Raw genomic sequence first — 24,913 nt, 5'->3', positions numbered from 1 at the left:
TCGCGTCCGTGAACCCTACTGACGCGTATTTTCTCACGACAAGGACGCGAGCCAGGAAAAATGCGAAAGAAAGTGAGGGCGCGGCGTTCGTCCAGGTCAGCAAGCCTTTACTGGCATAGGGAAGTGATGGACATCACGCTCGTCCGGCCTCCGACGCGACCGTGTCCGGCGTTCGCGCCCGGCTCCCACCGGCGGAAACGCGCACTCCCAGCGCCGCGACGAGGGCGACCGCGAGCAGCGCCACCCCGTACCCGACGGTCGCCGGCCAGTGTCCGTGCTCGTACGCCAGGCCGCCGGCCGAACCGCCGACGCTGCTGCCGAGGTAGTAGGCGAACAGGTAGAGCGCGGACGCGTGGGCCTTCGCGGCGGCCGCGCGGCGCCCCACCCAGCCGCTGGCGACCGTGTGCCCGGCGAAGAAGCCGGTGGTCATGATCAGGAGACCGGTGGCCACCACCGGCAGCGAGTCCGGCAGGGTCAGCAGCAGCCCGCAGGCGGTGAGCGCGCACGCGCCGAGCAGCACCCGCCGCCGTCCGATCCGGTCGGCGAGCGAACCCGCGGCGGGCGAGCCGAACGTGCCCGCGAGGTACATGACGAACACCAGCGCGACCACCGACTCCGGCAGGTCGAACGGCGCCGCGATCAGGCGGTACCCCAGGTAGTTGTAGACGGTGACGAACATGGCCATCAGGACGAGCCCCACCACGTACAGGCGGCGCATGCCCGGGTCGGCCAGGTGGCGCGCCAGTCCGCCGAGGCCCGGCCGCGACGGCGTGAAGAAGCGCGAGCGCGGCAGCAGGGCCCAGAACGCCACGGTGAGCAGCGTCGCCGCGACCGCCGTCGCGGCCAGGCCCCAGCGCCAGCCGGCCAGATCGGTGACGAAGCCGGGCAGCAGCCGCCCGGCCAGCCCGCCGACGGTGTTGCCGGCGATGTAGCGGCCCATCGCGCCGCCGAGCGCCTCCGGATGGACCTCGTCCGCCAGGTAGGCCATGGCGACCGCCGGGACGCCCGCGAGGGCGACGCCCTGCACCGCGCGCACCGCGGCCAGCGCCGGGAACGACGGGCAGAGCGGGATCAGCAGGCCCAGCGGTGCCGCGATCGCCGAGGAGACCAGCATGACCCGCGTCCGGCCGAACCGCTCCGACAGCGCGCTGACCGGGATCACCGCGAGGGCGAGCGTGCCGGTGGTGAGGGAGACGAGCAGGCTGGAGGTGGTCGGGGAGACGCGGAAGGACTGGGAGAGGGCCGGCAGCAGCGCCTGGGTGCAGTACAGCGACATGAACGTCGTCAGCCCGGCGACGAAGAGCGCCAGGTTGACGCGGCGCAGCCCGGGGGAGCCGCGGCGGTGCCGTTCGCGGGGTTCGTCGAGGCGGAGGGCGGGAGACGAGAGCACGTCCTCCACGGTGCGGCACTCAGGGTTGATGCGTCCAATGAAACTTCTTCCGGAAAGCTATGCTTCGTGCGCATGGATCTGGTCACCGTTCGCTGGTTCCTCGCCGTGGCGGAGATCGGCAACGTCACGCGGGCGGCCGAGGAGCTGCGCATCTCCCAGCCGGGCCTGTCCCGCGCGCTGGCCCGGCTCGAACGCGAACTGCACGCCCCGCTGTTCGACCGGGAGGGCCGTACGCTCCGGCTCAACGCGTACGGCGAGATCTTCCGCGCGCACGCCGAGCGGCTCGTCGACATCGAGAAGGCGGCCCGGCGGGCGCTCGCCCAGGCCGCCGACCCCGAGCACGGCGAGGTCGGCCTCGCGTTCCTGCACACCCAGGGCACCGCGCTCGTCCCGGAACTCCTCCGCGCCTACCGGTCCGCGCACCCGAGGGTGGGCTTCCGGCTGACCCAGGGCAGCGCCGAGCACCTTGAGGCGGAGGTCGTCCAGGGGCGCGCGGACATGGCGATCACCAGTCCACGCCCGGAGGGGCTGGCCTGGCACCCGCTGACCGTCGAACGGCTGCGCCTGGCGATGCCCGCCGGTCACCGGCTCGCCGAGACGCCCCGCGTGAGCCTCGCGGAGGTGGCGGAGGAGCCGTTCATCGCGATGCGGCACGGGTACGGCCTGCGCTCCATCGCCGATGCCCTGTTCCGCGAGGCCGGGATCCGGCCGGAGATCGCCTTCGAGGGCGAGGAGGCGACGACTCTGCGCGGCCTGGTCGCGGCGGGCCTGGGCGTCGCGCTGGTGCCGCCGGGCGACCCGGTGGCGGGGGTGGTGGAACGCGAGATCCCGGGCGCGCGGCGGACCATCGGCCTGGTGTGGGTGGACGGGCGCACCCGTCCGCCGGTGGTGGAGGACTTCCGCCGCTTCGTCATCGAACGCTCCGAGCAGGCGCGCCCGGCTACCGGGTGAAGTAACGCCGCGGGTTGTCGACCAGCATGGTGTCGATGTCCTTCTCGCTCACGCCGGCCTCGCGCAGGGCCGGCAGGACGTCGTCGTGGATGTGCTCGTAGTGCCAGTTCGGCATCAACTGGTCCCGCATTCCGGTGAAGTCCTCGCCGAACCAGTCGATCCAGCACATCGCGTCGTGACTCAGCACCATCCGCTCGGCGTAGCCGCGCTCGCACAGGGCCGTGATCGTCTCGACGCGTTCGGGTGTCGTGCGGAACACGTCGAGGCCGAACCGGTCCATGCCCAGCAGCGCGCCCGAGTCGGCCAGCCACGTCAGGTAGTCCAGGTCGCCCGAGTCGCCGCTGTGCCCGATGACCACCTTGGTCAGGTCGGCGTGCTCGGCGCGGAGCAGGTCCACCAACCAGCGGCCGGTCTGCCGGTGGGCGTTGGTGTGCACGGTGATCGGCGCGCCGGTCTCCCGGTGGGCGTACGCCACGGCGCGGCAGACGCGTTCGACGCCCGGGGCCGGGTCGGGGTGTTCGACGGCGCACTTGAGGAACGCGGCCCTGACCCCGGTGTCGGCGATCCCCTCGGCGATGTCGCGGACGAACTCCCGGCCGAGCGGGTCCGGCGTCTCGTCGAAGAGCAGGCCGGGCCCGCGGTTGGAGAACTGGATCGGCGCGTCGGTGTAGTGGTAGTAGCCGGTCGCGGCGATGATGTTCAGCTCCGGGACCTGCTCGTTGATCCGCTGGATGCGGGGGATGTAGCGGCCACCGCCCCACACCGTCGGGTCCACGAACGTACGGACGCCGCGGGCCGCCACCGACCGCAGGCGCTCGATCGCGTCCGCGACCCGCTCCTCCTCGTCCCACCAGCCGGAGCCGTAGTTCTGTAGATACTCCGTGCCGACGAAGAACACGTGCTCGTGCATGAGCGTGGGCCCGAGCTCGGCGACGTCGACGGCTCCGCGGACGGTCTCGACCGTGGGCATGCGGCCTCCTTGATCCAGAACTACTCCCGATTCTGGACTCCGGCCACCATTCTGCGAAGGCCCGCGAGCCAGCGATCGTGGTCGGAGGCCTTCCGCCGCACGTACTCGGCCACCTCCGGATGCGGCAGGATCAGGAACCGCTCCGCCTCCAGCCCGGCGATCACCGCGTCGGCCACCTCCTCGGGCTCGAGCACCTTGCCCGCCGCGGCGACCGCCTTGGCCGCGAGGTGCCCGTCGAGGCCGCCGGTGAGCAGCGGCGTCCGCACGCCCTGCGGGCACAGTGCGCTCACCCGTACGCCCTGGTCGCCGTACGTCAGCGCCAGCCACTCGGCGAACGCCACGGCGGCGTGCTTGGTCACCGCGTACGGCGCGTCGCCCGGCTGGCTCAGCAGGCCCGCCGCCGAGCACGTGTGCAGCAGGTACCCCTCGCCGCGTTCGAGCATCGCCGGCAGCACGGCGCGCGCGGCGTAGACGTGGGCCTGGACGTTGACCGCCCACGCGGCCGCCCACTGCTCGGCCGTGGCCTCCAGCCCGGCCCCGGTGCCGATGCCCGCGTTGGAGCACAGGAGGTCGATCGGGCCCAGTTCGCCGGCGGCGGCCTCGACCATGGAACGCACCTGGGCCTCCTCGCCCACGTCGGTGCGGCACACGACCGTACGGCATTCCAGCCCGGCGGCGACCCGCGTGGCGGCGTCCTCGTCGAGGTCGGCGAGGCAGATCCCGGCGGCGCCCTCGGCGGCGAACCTCCGGGCCAGCGCGGCGCCGATCCCGCTCGCGGCGCCAGTGATCACGATGTTCTTCCCAGTCACCCGCATGGCAGGAACGTAACATTTGTCACTAGGCTGAACCCGATTCGGGTATCAGCCTGAGAGGCCTGAAGCGAGAGGGCGGAAGCATGGGACTGGAGACCGGCCTGGCGGGCAGAACCGCGCTGATCACCGGGGCGTCACGCGGCATCGGCAAGGCGACCGCGGTGGCGCTCGCCGCGCAGGGGTGCAACGTCGTCCTGTCCTCGCGCAAGCAGGACGCGCTGGAGGAGGTCGCGGCGGAGATCCGGGCCGCGCATCCGAACGCCGGGGTGCTGCCCAAGGCCGCCCACGTCGGCGACGAGGACGCCGCGCGGGCCTGTGTGGGGGCCGCCGTCGAGGAGTTCGGCGGCGTGGACATCCTGGTCAACAACGCGGCCACGAGCCCGTACTACGGCCCCATGGTCGACCTGGACGCCGCGCGGGCGGCCAAGACCGTGGAGGTCAACCAGTTCTCCATCGTCCTGTGGACCCAGCTCGTGTGGAAGCTGTCGATGGCCGAGCGCGGCGGGTCGATCGTCAACATCGCCTCGGTCGGCGGCATGGTGACCGAGCACGGCATCGGGTACTACAACGCGACGAAGGCCGCCGTCATCCACCTCACCCGGCAGTTCGCCATGGAACTGGCGCCGAAGGTCCGCGTCAACGGCGTCGCCCCCGGCCTCGTACGGACCCACCTGGCCAAGGCGCTGTGGGAGGAGAACGAGGCGCAGATCAACAAGTTCATGCCGCTCGGCCGGATCGGCGAGCCCGAGGACATCGCGAACGCGATCGTGTTCCTCGCCGGGGACGCCTCGGCCTGGATGACCGGCCAGACCATCGTCGTCGACGGCGGCGGCACGGTCCGCCCCACGATCGCCTGAGGAGGCCCCGCATGTCGCGATGGGGACTGACGATCCCGCTCACCGGCGTGCCGCTCGCGCGGCACCAGAAGATCGTCGCCGAGCTGGAGGACCTCGGCTACACCGACGCGTGGTCGGCGGAGACCAACGGCGCCGACGCGTTCACGCCGCTCGCGCTGGCCTCGCAGTGGGCGCCCGGGCTCCGGCTGGGACCGGCCATCGTCCCGGTGTACACCCGCGGCCCCGGCCTGCTCGCCCAGCAGGCCGCGACGCTCGCGGGCCTCGCGCCGGGCCGGTTCGTGCTCGGTATCGGCACGTCCTCGCCGGCGATCGTGCAACGGTGGAACGGCATCCCGTTCACCGAGCCGTACCAGCGGGTGCGCGACACCCTCCGGTTCCTGCGCCGCGCGCTGGCCGGGGAGAAGGTCACCGACGAGGCCCTGAACGTGAAGGGCTTCAAGCTGGACAACGTCCCGGAGACCCCGCCGAAGATCGCACTCGCCGCGCTGCGGCCCGGCATGCTGCGCCTCGCCGCCCGCGAGGCCGACGGCGCGATCACCAACTGGCTGTCGCCGGCGGACGTACGCCAGGTCCGGGCCGAGGTGGGCACGGAGAAGGAACTGCTCGCACGGATCTTCGTCTGCCCGACCTCGAACGCCGACGAGGCGCGGGCCCTCGGCCGCTGGATGATCGCCGCGTACCTGACGGTGCCCGCGTACGCGGCCTTCCACGAGTGGCTCGGCCGTGGCGACCGCCTCGCGGCGATGAACAAGGCGTGGGCGGAGGGCGACCGCAAGGCGGCCCTGGCGGCCGTGCCGGACGACGTCGTGGACGAGCTGATCGTGCACGGTCCGCCGGAGGCCTGCCGGGAACGGGTCGAGGAGTACGCCGCGGCGGGGCTGGACACCCCGATCCTGGCCGTCCTACCCGCCGAGGGCGTCGACATGGTCGAGGCGGTGCGCGCGCTCGCGCCACGAACGTGAACCCCGTCACTGATTACGGGGAGGATTCCGACGTTTGCGGGTCGTGATGCGGGGCATGGCAGGCGCAAGCACGGCCCCGGTCGTGTAGCTCACGAAATCGACCAGAAGGAGCTGTTGACAGTGCTGACTCTGACCGACTCGGCGGTTCAGGTGATCCGTACCGTCACAAGCCAACCCGAGCTCTCTCCGCAGACCGGGCTGCGGATCGCGACACAGTCCGAGCCAGAGCAGGCGGGCACACTGGCCCTCGCGGTGGCCGAGGGACCTCAGGCGGGCGACGAGGTCGTCGAGGAGCAGGGCGCAAGGGTCTACCTGGAACCGGACGCCGCGTCGATCCTCGACGAGATGACGCTCGACGCGAGCGTCGACGAGCAGGGAGACGTGACGTTCCGCCTCGCCGACAAGGCCGTCTGACCGAAACGGAGCCGATCGCCCCGCACCGCCGCAGCGGTCCGGGGCGATCGGCTTTTCCCGGCCGTTAGGAACGCGTCAACGATGGGCCCGCGGGCGTGAAGGACCCGTACGCGGCCGTCTGATCTGCCGGTTTCGTCCCTAACGTCGAGCGCATGGACGTCATGGGACCGCCGATCACGCTGGAGGCGCTGGTCCGCGTACGGCTGGTGGGCGGCGCCGAGCACGAGGTGTTCGAGAAGCACCTGCGCGCCGAACCCGCCGTCGTGGACGCCTGGCGCCTCGCCGGCGACTGCGACTACGAGGTACGGCTCACCTGCCGGGCCCTCGCCGACCTCGACAGCGCCGTGAACGAGCTGCGGCACGCCGGCGGTCACACGTCCACCACCCTGGTCCTGCATCGCGTACCCCTGGACGACCGATGAACATCTGGCCCCTCACCGCCGAGCCCGCGCGGTCCGTCGGCGGCATGCCCCTCACCGAGATCGCCGAGCGCTTCGGCACGCCCGCCTACGTCCTCGACGAGGAGCACGTACGGCACCGGTGCCGCGAGTACCGCAAGGCCCTGCACCCGCACCGCGTCGCGTACGCGGGCAAGGCGTTCCTGTGCCGGGCCATGGCCCGCTGGGTGGATGAGGAGGGCCTGTGGCTCGACGTGTGCTCCGCCGGCGAGCTCGCCGTGGCCCGGTCGGCCGGCTTCCCGGCGGACCGGATCCTGCTGCACGGCAACGGCAAGACGCCGGAGGACCTGACCGCCGCGCTGGAGTACGGGGTCGGGCGGATCGTGGTCGACTCGGCGGGCGAGGTGGCGCGCCTGGCCGCGCTGGCCGGCGGCCGCCGTCACCCGCAGAAGGTCCTCCTGCGGGTGACACCCGGCGTCGACCCGCACGTCCACCGCGCCGTGGCGACCGGGGTCGAGGACCAGAAGTTCGGCCTGTCCCTCGCCTCGGGGGCCGCCGCCGACGTCGTACGCCGCGTGCTCCTGCAACCCTCGCTCGTCCTCGCCGGACTGCACTGCCACATCGGCTCCCAGATCGGCGAGCCGGACGGGTACGAGACGGCGGCGCGGCGGCTCGTCGCGTTCATGGCGGAGTTCGGCGGCCTGCCGGAGCTGGACCTCGGCGGCGGTCACGCGGTGGCGTACCGGCCGGAAGAGCACGGCCTGGACGTCCCGGCGTTCGCCGACCGCGTGGAGACGGCCGTCGCGGAGGAGTGCTCCGCACGCGGGATCCCCGAGCCGTCGCTGACCGTCGAGCCCGGCCGCGCGATCGTCGCGGCCGCGGGCGTGACGCTCTACCGGGTCATCGCGGTCAAGCACGGCGCTCGGACGTTCGTCGTGGTCGACGGCGGGATGAGCGACAACCCCCGGCCCGCCCTGTACGGCAGCCGCTACTCGATCGCCCGGGTCGGACACCGTACGGGCGCGGCCGAGACCCCGGTGACGGTCGTCGGGCGGCACTGCGAGGCGGGTGACGTGATCGCCGTGGACGTTCCGCTGCCCGCGGACGTGCGGCCGGGCGACCTGCTCGCGGTGCCGTGCACCGGCGCGTACCACCACTCCATGGCGTCCAACTACAACCAGGTCGCCCGCCCGCCGGTCGTCGCCGTACGCGGCGGACGCGCCCGTCCGCTGGTCCGCCGCGAGACGCCGGAGGACCTGATGCGCCGCGACGTCGGCTGAGCCGGGGCCGGAGCGGCGTGAAAAGATCGTTGGAGCCGAAGGATGAGGTGAGAGGAATGCAGCTGACCAAGCTGGGCCACTCCTGCGTGCGCCTGCGCAAGGACGATCGCACTCTCGTCATCGACCCCGGCGGCCTCACGCCGGAGGATGACGCGATCACGGGAGCCGAGGCCGTGCTGATCACGCACGAGCACTTCGACCACCTGGAGGCCGAGCGCCTGCGCCGGGCCCTGGTCGAGGATCCGCGTCTCACCGTCTACACGTGCCGGGCCGTCGCCGACATCCTGAGCGACGTCGGCGACCGGGTCCGCACGGTGGGGGAGGGCGACGCGTTCACCGCCGCGGGCTTCGACGTGGCCGTCGTCGGGCAGAAGCACGAGATCGTCCACCCCGACGTACCGCCGGTGGAGAACGTCGGCTTCCTCATCGACGAGGAGGTCTTCCACCCGGGTGACGCGTTCACCGTCGTACGGGCGCCGACGCTGCTCGTCCCCGGCCAGGCGCCGTGGATGAAGGCCCCGGAGATGATCCAGTACCTGCGGGAGGTCTCCCCGAGGCGTGCGTACGCGGTGCACGACGGCCTGCTGAACGATGCCGGCCTCGGCCTGCTGGAGAGCCAGCTCTCCGGCGAGGGCAAGCAGCAGGACGCGGAGTTCCGCCGCCTGAAGCCGGGCGAGTCGGTGCCGCTCTAGCCCGGGGTCGCCGGGGTTCGTTCCGTGCCGGGCGCGAGCGACGCCGGCGTCAGCGTCCGACGGCCAGCACCGTCTTGGGTGGCGCGGAGCGGTTCTCCAGCGCCCGGTGGACGCCGGCCACGTCCTCCAGCCGTACCACCGACGGAGCCGGCTCGCGGAGCACGCCTCGGTGCGTCGAACCGACCACGGCCGAGATCGCCGTCTGGACCTGTTCGGGCACAAGGTGGGCGACCGTACCGAGGCTGAGCCCGATCAGCTGCCGGGTGCCGTGCCAGACCGCGTCGCCCGACAGGGCCGGATCCCGGCCACTGGCGTTGCCGAGTACGAGAAGACGGCCGAAGGGAGCGAGCCGTTCGAACGCCCGGGTGCGCAGTTCGCCACCGACAGGGTCGACGACGACGTCGACACCACGGCCATCGGTCAGTTCGTCGACGGCCGCGGCGAGATCGGCTGCCACGATCACGTCGGTGCACTCCTCGGCGGCGGATGCGCGTCTGGCCTCACTGCCGACGACGCCGATCACCCGGCGGGCCGGACGCACCGCGGCCAGGCGGCTGATGGTGTTGCCGAGCCCACCGCTCGCCCCCAGCACGAGCACATCGTCGTCAACGCCGAGGCGGGCCAGGTCGTGCAGGGCCATCCAGGCGGTGACACCGTTGACCAGGACGCCCGCGACGCCCGCGAGGTCGGCGCCCTCGGGAAGGGGGACCGCCATCGAGGCGTGCGCGACGGCGATCTCGGCGTAGCCGCCGGCCCGTGGGCCTCGGCCGAAGTCGTTGAGCAGCGCGCCGACCGGCTGCCCCACCGCGAATCCGGTCACCCCGGCGCCGACTTCGCGTACCCGCCCACTGACCTCGATCCCCGGGACGAACGGCGTGGGCAACGCGAACACGCCGGCGCGGAACAGGGTGTCGACGAAGCCGACTCCGGCGAATTCCACGTCGATCGACAGCTCGCCCTGGGCAGGGACGGGATCCGGCACGTCGACGATCTCAAGCGACTCGGCCGGGCCGGGCGTCTTGACGACGGCAGCGCGCATCATGCTCCTTCGATACTGATCAGCTCCCGATGACCGCAACTCGCATCGGCCCCCAACGATTCCTGCCGGGTGGCCCTGATCCGTGCCCGGCGGTGGGCGGTTCAGGCGGCCTCCCGGCCCGTGGCGGGGAGTCGCTCGGTGTGGATGAGGACGCGTCGCAGCACGCCCGCGCGGGTGGCGTTCTCGCGGAGGCGCGGCGCCCACAGCGTGAGCGCCGCCGTGACCGCGGCGGTCAGGCCGTACGCGACCAGTGCGGCGACGAGTCCGCCCGCCAGGACCAGAACGGCCATGACCGCGCCGGTCAGCGCGACGAGCGGGGGAACGGTGAGCCGGGGCTCGGCCGAGGCCCGCCGGGTCCGCGGGTCGGACGGGCCCCAGGGATCGTCGCCGAGGGCGGACACGAGAGCCCGCAGCCGGGGAAGGCCCCACGCCAGAGTCACGGTGGCGGGAACCACCAGCAGCGGCGCGGCGGCCAGGGCGCGCGGCGTCGACACGAAGGCGCTCGCGACGGCGGTGAGCGGCCCGGCGGCGGCCGCGGCGAGCAGCGTCGCACGAGCGCGGGAGGCGTTCCGCCGCACCGCCATCCGGCCCCGGCGTACGGCGAGCGAACAGGTCTGAACGGCCGCGACCGCCCAGAGCGCGGCGACGGCCCACACGGCCGTGATCAGCGCGGACATCGAACTCATACCCTGAGAGTGAGCGCGCCCGGTGACGCGGGGAAGACGTTGAGGCTCATGTTAGGGAAAGCTAAGGGCTCGTCCCGGAGAAGTCGCTGGGGGCCGCCCCCCGATCCGTAGTGCGGCTACCTCCACCCCGGCTCGCGGAAACTTCGAACCTTCGCTGCGGGGACCGTGCTCGGCGGGCCGTTGGGCGGAGGTCAGGCTTCCGGTGGGAGGCGCCAGACCTCGGGGAGGCTCTGGTCGGCGTCCGAGTAGTCGTGGATCACGTCGAGGTAGCCCGCCATGCGTGCCTGCCAGGCGACGTTGACCGGGAGGTTCTCCAGGGCGGCGAGCATGGCCGCGTAGTCGTCGCAGTCGATCACGTGGAACAGGTCCAGGCCGTCGCGCCAGATCGTCCAGTCGTGGGCGCCCGCCGCCCTGATGGCGGCCACGAGTTCGGCCGGCACCGACCGGTGGGCCTCTTCGTACTCCTCCTCACGCCCCGGTGCGAGGCGTGTGTGCAGCGCGATCCGCAACGATCCTCCTTCACTCGGTCTCTGACGGGTCCTCGTTCGCCTGGCGGCGGGCCCATTCCTCGACCGCGCCGATGTGGACGGCCGCCGCGACGCGGGCGCCGTCCGGGTCGCGTTCGGCCAGGGCGCGGTAGATCTGGTCGTGCTCGTGGAACGTCCGGGGGAACACGCCGTCCTCCCGGTACCCCCGCCAGACCCGGGCGCGGAACGTACGGCTGTTCAGCCCGCCGAGGATCGCGGCCAGCACCGGGTTCGCGGCGGCCTCGGTGATGATCCGGTGGAACTCCAGGTCGTGGCCGACGATCTCCTCGGCGGTCGTGCCGCGCTCCATGGCGTTCATCTCGGCGCGGAGGCGGGCCAGGCCGGTCTCGTCGATGCGCGCCGCCGCGGCGGCGGCCGCCGCCGGTTCGAGGATCTTGCGGACCTGGACGAGGTGCAGCAGCGTCGAGCCCCGCGAGATCTCCGCCACCACGCCGAACGTCTCCAGCAGGTCGCCCGGTTCCAGCCGGGTGACGTAGATGCCGGCGCCGTGCCGGGCCTCCAGTACGCCCATGACGGTCAGCGCGCGGATCGCCTCGCGCATCGAGCTGCGCGACAGGCCGAGTTCGGCCGCGAGGTCGCGTTCGGTCGGCAACCGCTGCCCAGGTTCCAGCTCCCCGGTCGCGATCTTGGCCTTGATCTCCTCGATCGCCCGCTCGGTAACCGTGGTCCTGGCGGCGGTCTCATCCGGCACTCGCTCCTCCGTTCCTGCGCCTGATCTGCATTCTGTACGAGCGTGACAGATCCGACCAATCCGCACAATGTAACAAGTCAGTAACGAGGTATTGCCAGAAGATCGGCGGTTGATGGTGTCATGTCCGTATGAATGGTCCGATGACTCGGTCAGAGGTCGGACCAGTAACCGATCCAGGAAGGACGGCTCCGTGAAGCTGCTGCGTGTCGGACCGGAAGGTGCCGAACGGCCCGCGATCCTGGCCGAGGACGGGACGCTCCTCGACCTGTCCGGCGTGACCCGCGACATCGACCCCGCCTTCCTCGCGACCGGCCTGGACGACCTGCGGGCCGCGTACGAGGCGGGTGAGCTGCCCCGGATCCAGAACACCAAGCGGGTCGGCGCCCCCGTCGCACGGCCCGGCAAGGTCGTCTGCATCGGCCTGAACTACCGCGACCACGCGGAGGAGACCGGCGCCGAGATCCCGGCCGAGCCAATCATCTTCATGAAGGCCGTCAACACCGTCGTCGGCCCCGACGACGACGTCCTCATCCCGCGCGGCAGCACCAAGACCGACTACGAGGTCGAGCTCGCCGTCGTGCTGAAGGGCCGCGCCCGCTACCTCGACTCGCCGGACGAGGCGCGCGCCCTCATCGCGGGCTACGCGATCGCCAACGACGTCTCCGAGCGGGAGTACCAGCTCGAACGCGGTGGCACCTGGGACAAGGGCAAGTCGTGCGAGACGTTCAACCCGCTCGGGCCCCACCTCGTCACCGCCGACGAGGTTCCCGACCCGCAGAACCTCGGCCTGCGGCTCTGGGTCAACGGAGAGCTGCGCCAGGACGGCAACACCAAGAACATGATCTTCGGGATCGACCACCTGATCTGGTACCTCAGCCAGTTCATGGTGCTCGACCCCGGCGACGTCATCAACACCGGAACCCCGGCCGGAGTCGCGATGGGCCGCCCCGGCACCTCGTACCTCCGCACGGGCGACGTCGTCGAGCTGGAGATCGACGGGCTCGGCCGGCAGCGGCAGAGGCTGGCATGAAGGTCACCGCGCTCGACGTCCACGACGTCCGGTTCCCGACCTCGCGCCGGCTCGACGGCTCCGACGCCATGAACCCCGACCCCGACTACTCCGCCGCGTACGTCGTGCTGCACACCGACACGGGCGCGGAGGGTCACGGCTTCTGCTTCACCATCGGGCGCGGCACCGAGCTGTGCACGGCGGCGATCGAGGCGTACGCGCCCCTCATCGTGGGCCGTGAGCTGGACCCGGCCGACCTTGGGGAGTTCGCCCGGCGGCTGACCCACGACTCGCACATGCGCTGGCTCGGCCCGGAGAAGGGCGTCGTGCACATGGCCGCCGCCGCCCTGATCAACGCCGCGTTCGACCTGGCCGGGCGCGTGGCGGGCGCGCCGGTCTGGCGGCTGCTGGCGGACCTGTCGCCCGAGCAGGTCGTCGACCTGGTCGACTGGCGGTACCTCACCGACGCACTGCGCCCGGACGAGGCCCTCGACCTGCTCCGGACGGCACGGAACGGTCGGGCCGAACGCGAGGCCGCGCTGCTCGCCACCGGCTACCCGGCGTACGCGACCACGCCCGGCTGGCTCGGCTACACCGACGACAAGCTCGTCCGCCTCTCCCGCGAGGCGGTCGCTGAGGGCTTCACCCTGATCAAGCTCAAGGTCGGCAGCGACCTGGACGACGACCTACGCCGCATGCGCCTGGCCCGCGAGGCGGTCGGCCCGGACATCCGGATCGCGATCGACGCCAACCAGCGCTGGGACGTCGAGCAGGCCATCGCGTGGGTCAGGGCGCTCGAACCGTACGACCCGTGGTGGATCGAGGAGCCGACCAGCCCCGACGACGTCCTCGGCCACGCCGCGATCCGTACGGGCGTGCGCCCGGTGCGGGTCGCGACCGGCGAGCACGTCGCCAACCGGGTGATCTTCAAGCAGATGCTCCAGGCCGACGCGATCGACTTCCTGCAGCTCGACGCCTGCCGGGTCTCCGGCGTCACCGAGAACGTCGCGATCCTGCTGCTCGCCGCCAAGTACGGCGTGCCGGTCTGCCCGCACGCCGGCGGCGTCGGCCTGTGCGAGGTCGTCCAGCACCTGTCGATGTTCGACCATCTCGCGGTCAGCGGCTCCACCGAGGACCGCGCGATCGAGTACGTCGACCACCTGCACGAGCACTTCACCGACCCCGTACGGGTGCGCGACGGCCACTACCTCGTGCCGGACGCCCCCGGGATGTCGGCCGAGATCAAGGCCGAGAGCCGAGCCGAGTACGCCTATCCCGACGGCCCCGTCTGGAGGTCATGACGTGGAGTTCACCGGCATGAGAGCGCTCGTCACCGGAGGTGCGTCCGGCATCGGGCTCGCCACCGCGCAGCTGCTCGCCGAACGCGGCGCCTCCGTCGCCTGCCTCGACCTGTCCGGCCCGCCCGAGCCGCTGTACGGGGTCAAGGCGGACGTACGGGACGACGCGCAGGTCCGCGCGGCGGTCGAGGACGCGGCCGGGCACCTCGGCGGCCTCGACGTCCTCGTCAACAACGCGGGCATCGGCGCGCAGGGCACGGTCGAGGACAACGACGACGACGAGTGGCGCAACGTCTTCGACGTGAACCTGTTCGGCATGGTGCGGGTGAGCCGGGCCGCCCTGCCGTACCTGCGCCGGTCCGAGCACGGCGCGATCGTCAACACCTGCTCGATCGCGGCCACCGCCGGCCTGCCGAGCCGGGCGCTGTACTCGGCGACCAAGGGCGCCGTGCTGTCGCTCACCCGCGCGATGGCTGCGGACCACCTGCGGGAGGGGATCCGCGTCACCTGCGTGAACCCCGGAACGGCGGACACACCGTGGATCGGCCGGCTGCTGGACGCGGCCGACGATCCCGAAGCGGAACGGGCCGCGCTGGCGGCCCGCCAGCCGACCGGGCGCCTGGTCAGCGCGCAGGAGGTCGCCGCGGCGATCGCCTACCTGGCCAGCCCGCTCGCCTCGGCGACGACAGGAACGGCGCTGGCGGTCGACGGGGGCATGGACGGCCTGCGACTGCGACCGGACAACTCCTGAGAGGAATCGCGATGAAGCGGAAGACCCTCGCGGCCTGCGCCTCGCTCGCCGCCGCCGCGTTGCTGGTGTCGGCCTGCAACGACAACAGTGGGGGCGGCGGAGGCGGCAAGATCGTCGGAGTCGACTACCCCCGCTCGGACACCGACTTCTGGAACTCCTACATCAAGTACGTTCCGCAGTTCGGCAAGCAGCTCGGCCTCGACCTGAAGACGACCAACTCCGAGAACGACATCGCCAAGCTCACCGCCAACGTCCAGACGCTCATCGGCCAGGGGGTGAAGGGCGTCGTCCTCGCCCCGCAGGACACCGCCGCGGTCGCCCCCACCCTCAGCCAGCTCAAGCAGAAGAAGATCCCCGTCGTCAGCGTCGACACCCGGCCCGACAAGGGCGACGTGTACATGGTCGTCCGCGCCGACAACGTGGCGTACGGGCAGAAGGCCTGCAAGTTCCTCGGCGACACGCTGAAGGGCAAGGGCAAGGTCGCCATGCTGGAGGGCGACCTGGCCTCGATCAACGGCCGCGACCGTACCGACGCCTTCAACCAGTGCATGGCGCAGAACTACAAGAACATCAAGGTCATCGGCCTGCCCACCGAGTGGAAGGGTGACGTCGGGGCGAACAAGCTGCAGACCGCGCTCGCCGCGAACCCCGACATCAACGGGATCTACATGCAGGCCGGCGGCGCGTTCCTCGCCCCCACGCTGAACGTGCTCAAGCAGAAGGGCCTGCTGGTCCCGCCGGGCGACCCCAAGCACATCGCGATCATCTCCAATGACGGCATCCCCGAGGAGATGAAGGCGATCGCCGCCGGGCAGATCGACGCGACCGTGTCCCAGCCCGCCGACCTGTACGCCAAGTACGCGCTGTTCTACGTGAAGGCCGCCATCGCCGGGCAGAAGTTCGCCCCCGGCAAGACCGACCACGGCTCGACGATCGTCGCGCCGCGGCCCGGCGTGCTGGAGGACCAGCTGCCCGCGCCGCTGGTCACCAAGGACGGGTCCTACCCGGGCTCGCTGAAGTCCACCGACCCCTCGCTCTGGGGCAACCAGATCAAATGACGGCTCCCGAAGGCGCCCCGGCCGGCCGTGCGGAGACGACACGGCCGGTCGCGGCGGCACACGCGATCAGCAAGCGGTTCGGGGTGACCGTCGCGCTGGATGAGGTGTCGCTGGAGGTGACCGGCGGGCAGGTGCACGCGCTCGTCGGCCGCAACGGCGCGGGCAAGTCGACGCTCGTGTCGGTCCTGACCGGCCTGGTGCCGCCGGACTCCGGATCGGTGGAGTTCGGCGGCGAGCCCGCGCCGCCGGTGGCCGACCGCGAGGCGTGGCGAAGCCGTGTCGCCTGCGTCTACCAGCGGTCCACCGTCATCCCCTCGTTGTCCGTCGCCGAGAACCTTTTCTTGAATAGGCAGGGCTTGAACAGGCAGGGGTCGGGGCTGATCTCCTGGGGCGGGCTGCGCCGCCGGGCCCGCGAGCTGCTCGACGCCTGGGAGGTCGACGTCGACGTACGGGCCCCGGCCGAGCGGCTCAGCGTCGAACAGCGCCAGCTCGTGGAGATCGCGCGGGCGCTGTCGCACGGCTCCCGCTTCATCATCCTGGACGAGCCGACCGCGCAGCTCGACGGCAGCGCGATCGAGCGGCTGTTCACCCGCATGCGGTCGCTGCGCGAGGCCGGGGTGACGTTCCTGTTCATCAGCCACCACCTCGACGAGGTGTACGAGGTGTGCGACACCGTCACGGTGATGCGCGACGCGCGCCACATCGTCACCTCGCCCGTGGCCGAGCTGGACAAGCCGGCGCTCGTCGCCGCGATGACCGGAGAGGCGACCGGCCTGATCGAGCCGCCCGCCGAACGCCCGGCCCCGCCGGAGGGCGCCACACCGGCGCTGCGGGTCGACGGCCTCGGCCTGCCGGGCGCCTTCCACGACGTGTCCCTGACGGTCGCGGCCGGCGAGATCGTCGGGCTGGCCGGGTCCGGCGGCTCGGGGAAGATGGCCGTCGGCGAGGCCATCGTCGGCCTGCGCCGCGCCGGGTCCGGCACCGTCGAGATCGGCGGCGTACGGCCCCGGCCGGGCAGCGTGCCCGCCGCGCTGCGGGCCGGCGCCGGGTTCGTCCCGCAGGACCGCCACCGCGAGGGCCTCGTCCCGGAGCTGTCCATCGCCGAGAACGCCACGCTGACCGTGCCCGAGCGGCTCGGCCGGTTCGGGTTCGTCGGCGCGCGGCGGCGCGACCGGCTCGGCGCCGAGGCGATCGAGCGGCTGACCATCAAGGCGGCCGGCCCCGGGCAGCCCGTCGCCGCACTGTCCGGCGGGAACCAGCAGAAGGTCGTCATGGCCCGCGCGCTCGCGGGCGACCCGACGGCGCTGGTGCTGCTCCAGCCGACCGCCGGCGTCGACGTACGGGCCAAGGAGACGCTGCTCGGCGCGGCCTCGGACGCCGCCGGGCACGGCGCCGGCGTGCTCGTCGTCTCCGACGACCTCGACGACCTGCGGCCGTGCGACCGGGTGATCGTCCTGTTCAAGGGCGAGATCGTCACCGAGATGCCCCGGGGCTGGGCCGACCACGAGCTGATCGCCGCAATGGAGGGCATCCGTGACGGAAACTGAGACGGTCGTCGCCGCACCGGCCGGGAGCCGGATCGCCGCGCCCCGGCTGGCGCGCCTACGTGACCTCGCGCTGGTGCCGGCGATCATCGTGATCGCGATCGTCGGCTACTTCGTCAGCCCGGTGTTCCTGCACTGGGACAACCTCGTCAACGTGCTGCAGCAGCAGTCGGAGATCTCGCTGCTGGTACTGGCCGAGGCGCTCGTGCTGATCTGCGGGCGGATGGACCTGTCGCTGGAGTCGACGTTCGGCCTCGCGCCGGGCATCGCGGCGTGGCTGACGCTCGCGCCCGGCGTCGCCCACGGCCTCGGCTGGCTGTCCGGCGCCTGGTCGATCCCGCTGACGCTGGTCGTCGGCGCGGTCATCGGCACGGTGAACGGCCTGCTGATCGTGCGGTTCCGCCTCAACGGCTTCATCGTCACGCTCGGCATGCTCATCGTGCTGCGGGGCCTGCTCACCGGCATCACCGGCGGCAAGACGTTCTTCAACCTGCCGAGCTCGATGATCTACCTGGGCAACGCCGTGTGGATCGGCCTGCCGGCCTCGGTCTGGATCTGCCTGATCCTGTACGCCGTCGCGATCGTGGTGACCGGCTACACGCGGTTCGGCCGGTCGCTGTACGCCGTCGGCGGCAACGCCGACGCATCGCGCGCGGCCGGCATCCGGGTCGACAGGGTGCTGTGGTCCACGCTCGTGCTCGGCAGCGTGCTCGCCGCGCTCGGCGGCCTGCTCCTCACCGGCCGTCTCGCGTCGGTCGCCGCGAGCCAGGGCAACGGCGCGATCTTCACGGTGTTCGCGGCGGCGGTCATCGGCGGCGTGTCGCTGAACGGCGGGCGCGGCACGGTCTTCGGCGCCTTCACCGGCATCCTGCTGCTCTACATGATCCAGAACGTGCTGACCCTGGCCGGTGTCCCGGCCCAGTGGATCAACGCGCTGAACGGCGCGATCATCCTGATCGCCCTGATCATCAGCCGGATCACCTCGGGCCAGGCGCAGGAGTAGCGATGGAACAGCGCCGACTCGGTGACACGACGGTCGAGGTCAGCGCCTTGGGCCTCGGCGGTGCCGGGATCGCCGGCCTGTACCAGGGGGTCTCCGACGCCGAGGCCACCGCGACCGTACGGCGGGCGTACGAGCGGGGGATCCGGTACTTCGACACCGCGCCGCACTACGGCGCCGGGCGGAGCGAACGCCGGCTCGGCGCCGCCCTGCCCGGCGACTGTGTGATCTCCACGAAGGTCGGGCGGCTGCTCGTCCCGCTGGGTCCCGGCGAGCCGCCGGAGCCGGAGGGTTTCGCCGACCCGCCGCCGCTGCGCCGCGTCTGGGACTGGAGCGCCGAGGGCGTCCGGCGGTCGCTGTGCGGGTCGCTGGAGCGCCTCGGGGTCGACCACGTGGACGTCGTCTTCCTGCACGACCCCGACGACCACGAGGAGGAGGTGTACGCCTCGGCGTACCCGGCGCTGGCGGCGCTCCGTGAGGAGGGCGTCGTCCGCGCCATCGGAGCGGGCATGAACCAGTCCGCGATGCTGACCCGGTTCGTCGAACGCCTCGACCTCGACGTGGTCCTGTGCGCCGGCCGCTACACGCTCCTGGACCGGTCGGCGCTGGAGGACCTGCTGCCCGCCTGCGAGCGCCGCGGCACGTCGGTCGTGGTCGGCGGCGTCTACAACACCGGGCTGCTCGCGGGCGGCACCCAGTATGACTACCACCCGGCCCCGCCCGAGGTGCGGGCGCGGGTGGCCCGGCTGGAGGAGGTCTGCGCCGGGTACGGGGTGCCGCTGCGCGCGGCCGCCCTGCGGTTCCCGCTGCGGCATCCGGCCGTGGCGTCCGTGCTGGCCGGCTGCCGGTCCGCCGCCGAGGTCGACGACAACGCCGACCTGCTCGAACTCGACATCCCCGACGCCCTCTGGGACGAACTTTGATTGCTGTGGACGCGCATCACCACCTGTGGGACACGGCCGTACGGGACTACTCCTGGATGGACGGGCCGTGGGCGGACCCCATCCGCGGACGCTTCGACCTCGCCCGCTACGCCGAGGCCGTCCCGGCCGCGCGGAGCGTCGTCGTGCAGGCGGTGGCGGACGAGGCCGAGACCCGTGAGCTCCTGGCCGCGCCCGTGGCGGGCGTCGTCGGCTGGACCGACCTGACCGCGCCGGACGTGGCCGAGCGCCTCGCGGAGCTGAAGGCCGCCGGGCCGCTCGTCGGCGTCCGGCACCTGGCGCAGGACGAGCCGGACCCCGAGTGGCTGACCCGCCCGCCGGTGATGCGCGGCATCGCGGCCGTCGGCGCCGCCGGGCTCGTCTACGACCTGCTGGTCAGACCGCCGCAGGCGGCCGCGGCCCTCGCCGTGGCGCGCCGGCTGCCGGAGGTGTCCTTCGTCCTCGACCACGCCGGAAAACCGGACATCGCGCATGGCATGTGGGAGCCGTGGGCGGGCTGGATCGCCGAGATGGCGGCCCTGCCGAACGTCACCGTCAAACTGTCCGGCCTGGTCACCGAGGCGGCACCGGGCTGGGAGCCGGCCGACATCCTGCCGTACGCGCGTCACGTGCTGGCCGCGTTCGGCCCGAGCCGGACGATGTACGGCTCCGACTGGCCGGTGTGCACACTGGCGGCCACGCCCGCCCAGGTGACCGCCCTGGTCGAGGAGGTGATCTCGGCCGACGAGGCGGCCGAGGTCATGGGCGGAACCGCCCGCCGCGTCTACCGGCTAGGTTGATCTCATGCGCGTCGCGCTCTTTCTCACCTGCGTCAACGACACGCTGTTCCCCGAGACGGGGAAGGCGGTCGTGCGCCTGCTGGAGCGGCTCGGCTGTGAGGTCGACTTCCCGGCCGGCCAGACGTGCTGTGGCCAGATGCACTTCAACACCGGCTACCGCGACGACGCGCGGCCGATGGCCCGGCGTTTCGTCTCGACGTTCGGCGGTTACGAGGCCGTCGTCGTGCCGTCCGGCTCGTGCGCGGCGATGGTGCGCGAGTGGTACCCCTCGCTCGGGGTCACACCGCCCGGCGGGGTGTTCGAGCTGACGGAGTTCATCGTCGACGTGCTCGGCGTGACCGACGTCGGCGCGTACTTCCCGCACACCGTCACGTACCACCCCACCTGCCACTCGCTGCGCTCGCTGAAGGTCGGGTCGCGTCCGCTGGACCTGCTGGCCTCGGTGCGCGGGCTGACGCTCGTGCCGCTCGGCGGGGCGGAGGAGTGCTGCGGCTTCGGCGGGACGTTCGCGCTGAAGAACCCCGCCGTCTCGGCCGCGATGTGCTCCGACAAGGTGCGCGGCGTCCTCGACACCGGCGCCGAGGTGCTCTGCGCGGCCGACAACTCCTGCCTGATGCACATCGGCGGCGCGCTGTCGCGGCAGCGTACGGGCGTCCGAGTAATGCACCTCGCGGAGATCCTCGCCGCCACCGAGGAGGCCTCGTGAACACCTTTGTGGGGATGCCCGCTTTTCCCGAGGCGTCGTCGGCGGCCGTGTCGGACGCGCAGCTGCGGTACAACCTGCGCAAGGCCACCCATACGATCCGCGCCAAGCGGGCCGCCGTCGTCAGCGAGCAGCCCGACTGGGCCGCCCTGCGCGCGGCGGGCGCCGCGATCAAGGACCGTACGCTCCGGCATCTGGACGTGTACCTGGAGCGGCTGGAGGCCGCGGTGACGGAGGCGGGCGGCACCGTGCACTGGGCCGCCGACGCCGCCGAGGCCAACCGCATCGTCACCGGCCTGGTGCAGGCCACCGGCGAGACCGAGGTCGTCAAGGTCAAGTCGATGGCCACCCAGGAGATCGGCCTGAACGAGGCGCTGGAGGCGGCGGGCATCCGGGCGTACGAGACCGACCTCGCGGAGCTGATCGTGCAGCTCGGCGACGACCTGCCCTCCCACATCCTCGTCCCCGCGATCCACCGCAACCGCTCGGAGATCCGCGAGATCTTCCTGTCGAAGATGGCGGCGTGGGGAAGGCCGGCGCCGGCGGGCCTGGCGGACGACCCGCGCGCGCTCGCCGAGGCGGCCCGGCTGCACCTGCGCGAGCGCTTCCTGTCCGCGAAGGTCGGCATCTCCGGGGCCAACTTCGCCGTCGCCGAGACGGGCACCCTCGTGGTGCTGGAGTCGGAGGGGAACGGGCGGATGTGCCTCACGCTCCCCGAGACGCTGATCTCGGTGGTCGGCATCGAGAAGATCGTGCCGACGTGGCGCGACCTCGAGGTGTTCATGCAGTTGCTGCCGCGCTCGTCCACCGGCGAGCGGATGAACCCTTACACCTCGACGTGGACCGGCGCCACCGAGGGCCAGACGTTCCACCTCGTACTCCTCGACAACGGGCGCACGTCGGTGCTCGCCGACGAGGTGGGGAGGCAGGCGCTGCGGTGCATCCGCTGCTCGGCGTGCCTCAACGTCTGCCCGGTGTACGAGCGCGCGGGCGGCCACGCGTACGGGTCGGTCTACCCCGGCCCGATCGGCGCGATCCTGACGCCGCAGCTGCGCGGCATGGCGAGCCCTCTGGAGGAGTCGCTGCCGTACGCCTCGACGCTGTGCGGAGCCTGCTACGAGGTGTGCCCGGTGGCGATCAACATCCCGGAGGTGCTGCTCGACCTGCGCTCCAAGGTGGTCGCGCACGGGCACGTCGGGCAGCGGGTCGCGATGGGTGCGGCCCGGCGGGTGCTGAACTCCCCGCGGTGGCTGTCGGTGACGCAGCGCTCGGCGGGCCGCCTGCGCCGCTGGACGCCGCGTCGTCTTCCCGGCCCGCTGTCGGCCTGGTCCGACACCCGGGACGTGCCCCGGCCGCCGAAAGAATCATTCAGGCAGTGGTGGGCGGCGAACCGATGAGCTCTCGCGACCGCATCCTGGCCCGCGTACGTTCGGCCCTGTCGGACGTACCACGCGAGGAGAATCCCGGCGACGTGCCGGTGCCGCGCGAGTACGAGCGCTCGCGGACCGGCGTGGACGTGGTCGAGCTGCTGGTGGACCGGCTGACCGACTACCGGGCGCAGGTGCACGAGGTTTCCGACGTCGCGGCGGCCGTGGCGGAGGCGCTGACCCGCCGGGAGGCGCGGCGGCTGGCCGTACCTCCGGGCGTGCCGGACGCGTGGCTCGGCTCCGTCGAGGCGATCCACGACGACCCGCCGCTGCCGAACGTGGAGCTGGACGGCCTGGACGGCGTGCTGACCGGCTGCGCCGTGGCCATCGCCGAGACCGGCACCATCGTCCTGGACGCCGGCCCGGACCAGGGCCGCCGCGCGCTGACCCTGGTGCCGGACTACCACCTGTGCGTGGTGCGCCGCGACCAGATCGTCCGCACCGTCCCAGAGGCGGTCGGACGCCTCGACCCGTCTCGCCCGCTGACCTGGATCAGCGGTCCTTCCGCGACCAGCGACATCGAGCTGAACCGCGTCGAGGGCGTCCACGGCCCGAGAACCCTCGAAGTCCTCATCGTGTGACGCTCAGCCGGTCTGCAGCGCGCGGAACTCGTCGGCCCAGGTCCGGTTCTCTCCGATTTTTCCGTACTCGTCGGGCTGGACCGTGTACGGGCAAAGGAGGCTGTTGAGGAGCCACGGCGTCGACTCGGGGCCGAAGTCCTTCGCCATGGCGGAGTCCTGGGCCATGCCGTAGGCGGCCACCGCGAGCCGTCCCGTCGCGCGGAATCTCGTGACCTGGTCGGACAGGAAATTCTTGTTTTCGGCGAACCACGGACACGCCAGCAGGAAATCGTTCCATTTCCGCTGCGGGAACGGGCGGGCGACGGCCTGGCGGATGACCTGCCACACCGGGATGCCCGGCCGCATGCCGTAGCGGCGGGTGAACTCCGGCGGGGCGGCGTCGCTCAGGTGCTTCTTCCAGAACAGGACCAGGGAGAACTCGGTGGCCAGGAAGCTCTGGTCGGCGCGCATGCGAGGGAGGACGTAGTCGAGGTAGGCCCGGCCGGCCCGCGGGGCGGGCAGGTGCGGATGGATGTCGACGCCGTCGACGGCCGGGGTGCCGCGCACGAACTCCATCCAGCGGTCGGTCGCGGGTGTGCGCCAGGCCGGCCGGTCGAGGTGGTTGAGCGCCCCCATGTAGATCCGGGTCCTGCACCGCGCGCCGAAGTGCCGGTTCCGGTGGTCGATGATGTGCCGGGCGAGCGCCTGGTAGAAGGCGTTCAGACGGCCGTGGTCCTCGACACGGCTCTCGATGAACGGCTCATTGCCGACGGCCAGGATGTCGACCTTGTTCATCACGGCCGGGAGCAGCCTGTCCAGGCGCCCGAGTTCGGTGTTCATGGCGGACCCACCGGGCGACGGGAGGGGCCGGTGGTTGTAAGGGAACTTCAGCGACAGGACGGTGCCGTAGCCGCGTTCGCCGGCCGTCAGCAGGTTCCGGATCGCGGCCTGCCCGGCCGGGTCGCTCCGGTCGGCTTCGGGCATCGGGAAGAAACCCCGCAGCCATGTCGCCGACACGTCCCGCAACGCGGCGAGGTTCACGCTGCCGAGGGTCCCGTTGACGTTCGCCGCGAGGACGCCGCGCGCCGCCGGTGACGGAGCGGCGGAGCCCTCCTTCCGGGAGGCGCATCCCGCCGCGAGACCGGCGGCTCCGGCCAGACCGAGCAGCCGGCGCCGCGAGAGCCCGGGTCCGTCCGGCCGTACAGTCAAAGCGCCATTTCCTTCCCGTGGGCTGCCCGGCCGTCACGTTACCCATGTGACGGCCGTGATCTCGAACCGGTCAGCGCAGCCCGTGGCGGTCGGCCCAGGCGGACAGGGCCAGGGCGATCTCCTCCGGGCGGTCCTCGGCGGCGTGGTGGCCCGCCTTGCCGCAGTGGACGGTCTCCAGGGCGGCGATGGTGTCCGCGCACCAGCCCGCCATGTCCTCGCCGATCAGCAGGGTGGGGGAGCCTTCGAAGGTCATGAGCAGTTTGGGCACGTCCGGGCTGGTCGCCAGCCACCTGTCGTACGCCTCGATGCGGGACACCAGCTCGGCCGGTTCTCCGCCGAGCGGCATCTGGCGGGCCCAGGCGAGGATCGGCCGGCGGCTCTCGCGGGTCGGGTACGGGGCGAGGTAGCGCGCCAGGTCCTCCTCGCTCACCGGGTTGAGGACGCCGCCGGTGAACGCCTGGCGGACGAAGAGGTTCTGGTCGAGCACCAGTTCCTCGCCCTTGCCGGGGGTGCGGATGGTCTCCGAGCGCTGCCGTGCCTGCGGGGAGAGATCCTCCCAGGCCATCGGCTTGACGATGCTCTCGAAGAACGCCAGGCCGGCGACCCGCCCGGGATGCCGCGCCGCGTGGTCGAAGGCGAGCGCGCCGCCCCAGTCGTGGCCGACGAGGACGACGCGATCCAGGCCGAGGGCGTCGAACCAGGCGTCGAGGTAGCGGGCGTGGTCGGCGAAGAGATAGGGGATGTCGGGCTTGCCGGAGCGGCCCATCCCGATCAGGTCGGGAGCGAGCAGCCGGCCGCCGCCCACGGCGGGCAGCACCTTGCGCCACAGGTGTGAGGAGCCGGGGTTGCCGTGGAGGAACACGAACGTCGTCTCCCCGGCACCGGAGTCTTCGTAGTGGATGGTCGAGTCGAGCACATTGATCTCGGGCATGAGGGGTCCTCTC

27 protein-coding genes are annotated in these 24,913 nt (G+C 72.1%); 18 read left to right on the top strand and 9 right to left on the bottom strand.

Annotated elements, in window-relative coordinates:
- Positions 1–133 precede the first annotated feature (133 nt).
- Entirely contained in the window at positions 134–1,390 is a 1,257-nt protein-coding gene (locus ACQEV1_RS46680; protein WP_433403884.1) for an MFS transporter, read from the bottom strand.
- Positions 1,391–1,462: 72 nt separating this feature from the next.
- On the opposite strand from ACQEV1_RS46680, the gene ACQEV1_RS46675 reads away from it, so the two are divergent.
- A complete protein-coding gene (locus tag ACQEV1_RS46675) occupies positions 1,463–2,341 on the top strand; it encodes a LysR family transcriptional regulator (RefSeq protein ID WP_433403881.1) in 879 nt (292 codons plus the stop codon).
- Here ACQEV1_RS46675 and ACQEV1_RS46670 read toward each other — a convergent pair.
- Positions 2,331–3,311 carry a phosphotriesterase family protein gene (locus ACQEV1_RS46670; RefSeq protein WP_433403878.1) on the bottom strand — a complete coding sequence of 327 codons (981 nt, stop codon included), beginning with the start codon at positions 3,309–3,311 and terminating at the stop codon, positions 2,331–2,333. The two genes, ACQEV1_RS46675 and ACQEV1_RS46670, sit on opposite strands and share 11 nt — an antisense overlap.
- Positions 3,312–3,331: 20 nt before the next feature.
- Positions 3,332–4,126, bottom strand: a complete 795-nt coding sequence (locus ACQEV1_RS46665) for an SDR family oxidoreductase (RefSeq protein ID WP_433403875.1) — start codon at positions 4,124–4,126, stop codon at positions 3,332–3,334.
- An 80-nt stretch (positions 4,127–4,206) separates the two neighbouring features.
- Between ACQEV1_RS46665 and ACQEV1_RS46660 the strand changes: the two genes are divergently transcribed.
- From ACQEV1_RS46660 to ACQEV1_RS46635, 6 genes are all read left to right on the top strand, one after another.
- A complete protein-coding gene (locus ACQEV1_RS46660) occupies positions 4,207–4,980 on the top strand; it encodes an SDR family oxidoreductase (protein WP_433403872.1) in 774 nt (257 codons plus the stop codon).
- Between the two features lie 11 nt (positions 4,981–4,991).
- Positions 4,992–5,942, top strand: a complete 951-nt coding sequence (locus tag ACQEV1_RS46655; RefSeq protein ID WP_433403870.1) for an LLM class F420-dependent oxidoreductase — start codon at positions 4,992–4,994, stop codon at positions 5,940–5,942.
- Positions 5,943–6,062: 120 nt separating this feature from the next.
- Entirely contained in the window at positions 6,063–6,356 is a 294-nt protein-coding gene (locus ACQEV1_RS46650) for an iron-sulfur cluster biosynthesis family protein (protein WP_285583159.1), read from the top strand.
- A gap of 152 nt (positions 6,357–6,508) precedes the next feature.
- Entirely contained in the window at positions 6,509–6,778 is a 270-nt protein-coding gene (locus ACQEV1_RS46645) for an Lrp/AsnC ligand binding domain-containing protein (protein WP_285635444.1), read from the top strand.
- Positions 6,775–8,034, top strand: coding sequence for a diaminopimelate decarboxylase (lysA, locus tag ACQEV1_RS46640; RefSeq protein WP_433403867.1), 1,260 nt, complete (start codon positions 6,775–6,777; stop codon positions 8,032–8,034). Before ACQEV1_RS46645 ends, lysA begins: the two co-directional genes overlap by 4 nt.
- A 56-nt stretch (positions 8,035–8,090) precedes the next feature.
- Positions 8,091–8,726 (top strand): MBL fold metallo-hydrolase, encoded by a 636-nt coding sequence (locus ACQEV1_RS46635; protein ID WP_285635438.1) that lies wholly within the window; start codon positions 8,091–8,093, stop codon positions 8,724–8,726.
- 49 nt (positions 8,727–8,775) lie between these two features.
- On the opposite strand, the gene ACQEV1_RS46630 is transcribed toward ACQEV1_RS46635, so the two are convergent.
- The 4 genes from ACQEV1_RS46630 to ACQEV1_RS46615 form a co-directional block, all read right to left on the bottom strand.
- Positions 8,776–9,765, bottom strand: coding sequence for a quinone oxidoreductase family protein (locus tag ACQEV1_RS46630; RefSeq protein ID WP_433403863.1), 990 nt, complete (start codon positions 9,763–9,765; stop codon positions 8,776–8,778).
- A gap of 101 nt (positions 9,766–9,866) precedes the next feature.
- On the bottom strand, positions 9,867–10,451 hold the full coding sequence (locus ACQEV1_RS46625) for a hypothetical protein (protein ID WP_433403861.1): 585 nt from the start codon (positions 10,449–10,451) through the stop codon (positions 9,867–9,869).
- Between the two features lie 191 nt (positions 10,452–10,642).
- Positions 10,643–10,960: an L-rhamnose mutarotase gene (locus tag ACQEV1_RS46620; RefSeq protein ID WP_285635429.1), complete on the bottom strand. Its 318-nt coding sequence runs from the start codon at positions 10,958–10,960 to the stop codon at positions 10,643–10,645.
- A 10-nt stretch (positions 10,961–10,970) separates the two neighbouring features.
- Positions 10,971–11,690, bottom strand: coding sequence for a FadR/GntR family transcriptional regulator (locus ACQEV1_RS46615; protein ID WP_285635425.1), 720 nt, complete (start codon positions 11,688–11,690; stop codon positions 10,971–10,973).
- 190 nt (positions 11,691–11,880) lie between these two features.
- Here ACQEV1_RS46615 and ACQEV1_RS46610 point away from each other — a divergent pair, with 190 nt between their 5' ends.
- The 11 genes from ACQEV1_RS46610 to ACQEV1_RS46560 are packed head-to-tail and all read left to right on the top strand — an operon-like array spanning position 11,881 to position 22,781.
- Positions 11,881–12,720, top strand: coding sequence for a fumarylacetoacetate hydrolase family protein (locus ACQEV1_RS46610; protein ID WP_285635422.1), 840 nt, complete (start codon positions 11,881–11,883; stop codon positions 12,718–12,720).
- The gene (locus tag ACQEV1_RS46605; protein WP_285635419.1) at positions 12,717–14,000 is read left to right on the top strand and encodes an enolase C-terminal domain-like protein; all 1,284 of its coding nucleotides are present in this window, start codon (positions 12,717–12,719) and stop codon (positions 13,998–14,000) included. The genes ACQEV1_RS46610 and ACQEV1_RS46605 overlap by 4 nt, the downstream gene beginning before the upstream one ends.
- Positions 14,001–14,016: 16 nt before the next feature.
- Positions 14,017–14,748: an SDR family NAD(P)-dependent oxidoreductase gene (locus ACQEV1_RS46600; RefSeq protein ID WP_285582938.1), complete on the top strand. Its 732-nt coding sequence runs from the start codon at positions 14,017–14,019 to the stop codon at positions 14,746–14,748.
- A gap of 11 nt (positions 14,749–14,759) precedes the next feature.
- Positions 14,760–15,806, top strand: coding sequence for a sugar ABC transporter substrate-binding protein (locus ACQEV1_RS46595; RefSeq protein WP_285635413.1), 1,047 nt, complete (start codon positions 14,760–14,762; stop codon positions 15,804–15,806).
- Positions 15,803–17,353, top strand: coding sequence for a sugar ABC transporter ATP-binding protein (locus ACQEV1_RS46590; RefSeq protein WP_433403856.1), 1,551 nt, complete (start codon positions 15,803–15,805; stop codon positions 17,351–17,353). Before ACQEV1_RS46595 ends, ACQEV1_RS46590 begins: the two co-directional genes overlap by 4 nt.
- Entirely contained in the window at positions 17,340–18,353 is a 1,014-nt protein-coding gene (locus ACQEV1_RS46585; protein WP_285582935.1) for an ABC transporter permease, read from the top strand. Before ACQEV1_RS46590 ends, ACQEV1_RS46585 begins: the two co-directional genes overlap by 14 nt.
- 2 nt (positions 18,354–18,355) lie before the next feature.
- Entirely contained in the window at positions 18,356–19,273 is a 918-nt protein-coding gene (locus tag ACQEV1_RS46580; RefSeq protein ID WP_433403853.1) for an aldo/keto reductase, read from the top strand.
- A 5-nt stretch (positions 19,274–19,278) separates the two neighbouring features.
- Complete coding sequence (locus ACQEV1_RS46575) at positions 19,279–20,070, top strand: amidohydrolase family protein (protein WP_285635404.1); 792 nt, start codon at positions 19,279–19,281, stop codon at positions 20,068–20,070.
- 4 nt (positions 20,071–20,074) lie between these two features.
- Complete coding sequence (locus ACQEV1_RS46570) at positions 20,075–20,776, top strand: (Fe-S)-binding protein (protein WP_285635401.1); 702 nt, start codon at positions 20,075–20,077, stop codon at positions 20,774–20,776.
- A 14-nt stretch (positions 20,777–20,790) separates the two neighbouring features.
- Entirely contained in the window at positions 20,791–22,170 is a 1,380-nt protein-coding gene (locus ACQEV1_RS46565; protein ID WP_433406126.1) for a lactate utilization protein B, read from the top strand.
- A complete protein-coding gene (locus ACQEV1_RS46560; RefSeq protein ID WP_433403848.1) occupies positions 22,167–22,781 on the top strand; it encodes a LutC/YkgG family protein in 615 nt (204 codons plus the stop codon). Before ACQEV1_RS46565 ends, ACQEV1_RS46560 begins: the two co-directional genes overlap by 4 nt.
- Positions 22,782–22,784: 3 nt before the next feature.
- On the opposite strand, the gene ACQEV1_RS46555 is transcribed toward ACQEV1_RS46560, so the two are convergent.
- Both ACQEV1_RS46555 and ACQEV1_RS46550 read right to left on the bottom strand, forming a co-directional pair.
- Complete coding sequence (locus ACQEV1_RS46555; RefSeq protein ID WP_433403846.1) at positions 22,785–23,969, bottom strand: twin-arginine translocation signal domain-containing protein; 1,185 nt, start codon at positions 23,967–23,969, stop codon at positions 22,785–22,787.
- Between the two features lie 70 nt (positions 23,970–24,039).
- Complete coding sequence (locus tag ACQEV1_RS46550; protein WP_285635392.1) at positions 24,040–24,900, bottom strand: haloalkane dehalogenase; 861 nt, start codon at positions 24,898–24,900, stop codon at positions 24,040–24,042.
- Positions 24,901–24,913 lie beyond the last annotated feature (13 nt).

Source organism: Actinoallomurus sp. CA-142502, from assembly GCF_050936355.1.
GTDB classification, from domain to species: Bacteria; Actinomycetota; Actinomycetes; order Streptosporangiales; family Streptosporangiaceae; genus Actinoallomurus; species Actinoallomurus iriomotensis.
The sequence above is the reverse complement of the archived record's forward strand: the minus strand, read 5'-3'. Positions and strand labels throughout refer to the sequence as shown.

Excerpts from the sequence above, each read along its gene's own strand:
- ACQEV1_RS46675 (WP_433403881.1), top strand. The coding sequence starts at position 1,463 with ATGGATCTGGTCACCGTTCGCTGGTTCCTCGCCGTGGCGGAGATCGGC.
- ACQEV1_RS46670 (WP_433403878.1), bottom strand. The coding sequence starts at position 3,311 with ATGCCCACGGTCGAGACCGTCCGCGGAGCCGTCGACGTCGCCGAGCTC.
- ACQEV1_RS46665 (WP_433403875.1), bottom strand. The coding sequence starts at position 4,126 with ATGCGGGTGACTGGGAAGAACATCGTGATCACTGGCGCCGCGAGCGGG.
- ACQEV1_RS46660 (WP_433403872.1), top strand. The coding sequence starts at position 4,207 with ATGGGACTGGAGACCGGCCTGGCGGGCAGAACCGCGCTGATCACCGGG.
- ACQEV1_RS46655 (WP_433403870.1), top strand. The coding sequence starts at position 4,992 with ATGTCGCGATGGGGACTGACGATCCCGCTCACCGGCGTGCCGCTCGCG.
- ACQEV1_RS46645 (WP_285635444.1), top strand. The coding sequence starts at position 6,509 with ATGGACGTCATGGGACCGCCGATCACGCTGGAGGCGCTGGTCCGCGTA.
- lysA (WP_433403867.1), top strand. The coding sequence starts at position 6,775 with ATGAACATCTGGCCCCTCACCGCCGAGCCCGCGCGGTCCGTCGGCGGC.
- ACQEV1_RS46635 (WP_285635438.1), top strand. The coding sequence starts at position 8,091 with ATGCAGCTGACCAAGCTGGGCCACTCCTGCGTGCGCCTGCGCAAGGAC.
- ACQEV1_RS46630 (WP_433403863.1), bottom strand. The coding sequence starts at position 9,765 with ATGCGCGCTGCCGTCGTCAAGACGCCCGGCCCGGCCGAGTCGCTTGAG.
- ACQEV1_RS46625 (WP_433403861.1), bottom strand. The coding sequence starts at position 10,451 with ATGAGTTCGATGTCCGCGCTGATCACGGCCGTGTGGGCCGTCGCCGCG.
- ACQEV1_RS46605 (WP_285635419.1), top strand. The coding sequence starts at position 12,717 with ATGAAGGTCACCGCGCTCGACGTCCACGACGTCCGGTTCCCGACCTCG.
- ACQEV1_RS46600 (WP_285582938.1), top strand. The coding sequence starts at position 14,017 with ATGAGAGCGCTCGTCACCGGAGGTGCGTCCGGCATCGGGCTCGCCACC.
- ACQEV1_RS46595 (WP_285635413.1), top strand. The coding sequence starts at position 14,760 with ATGAAGCGGAAGACCCTCGCGGCCTGCGCCTCGCTCGCCGCCGCCGCG.
- ACQEV1_RS46590 (WP_433403856.1), top strand. The coding sequence starts at position 15,803 with ATGACGGCTCCCGAAGGCGCCCCGGCCGGCCGTGCGGAGACGACACGG.
- ACQEV1_RS46580 (WP_433403853.1), top strand. The coding sequence starts at position 18,356 with ATGGAACAGCGCCGACTCGGTGACACGACGGTCGAGGTCAGCGCCTTG.
- ACQEV1_RS46570 (WP_285635401.1), top strand. The coding sequence starts at position 20,075 with ATGCGCGTCGCGCTCTTTCTCACCTGCGTCAACGACACGCTGTTCCCC.
- ACQEV1_RS46565 (WP_433406126.1), top strand. The coding sequence starts at position 20,791 with ATGCCCGCTTTTCCCGAGGCGTCGTCGGCGGCCGTGTCGGACGCGCAG.
- ACQEV1_RS46560 (WP_433403848.1), top strand. The coding sequence starts at position 22,167 with ATGAGCTCTCGCGACCGCATCCTGGCCCGCGTACGTTCGGCCCTGTCG.
- ACQEV1_RS46550 (WP_285635392.1), bottom strand. The coding sequence starts at position 24,900 with ATGCCCGAGATCAATGTGCTCGACTCGACCATCCACTACGAAGACTCC.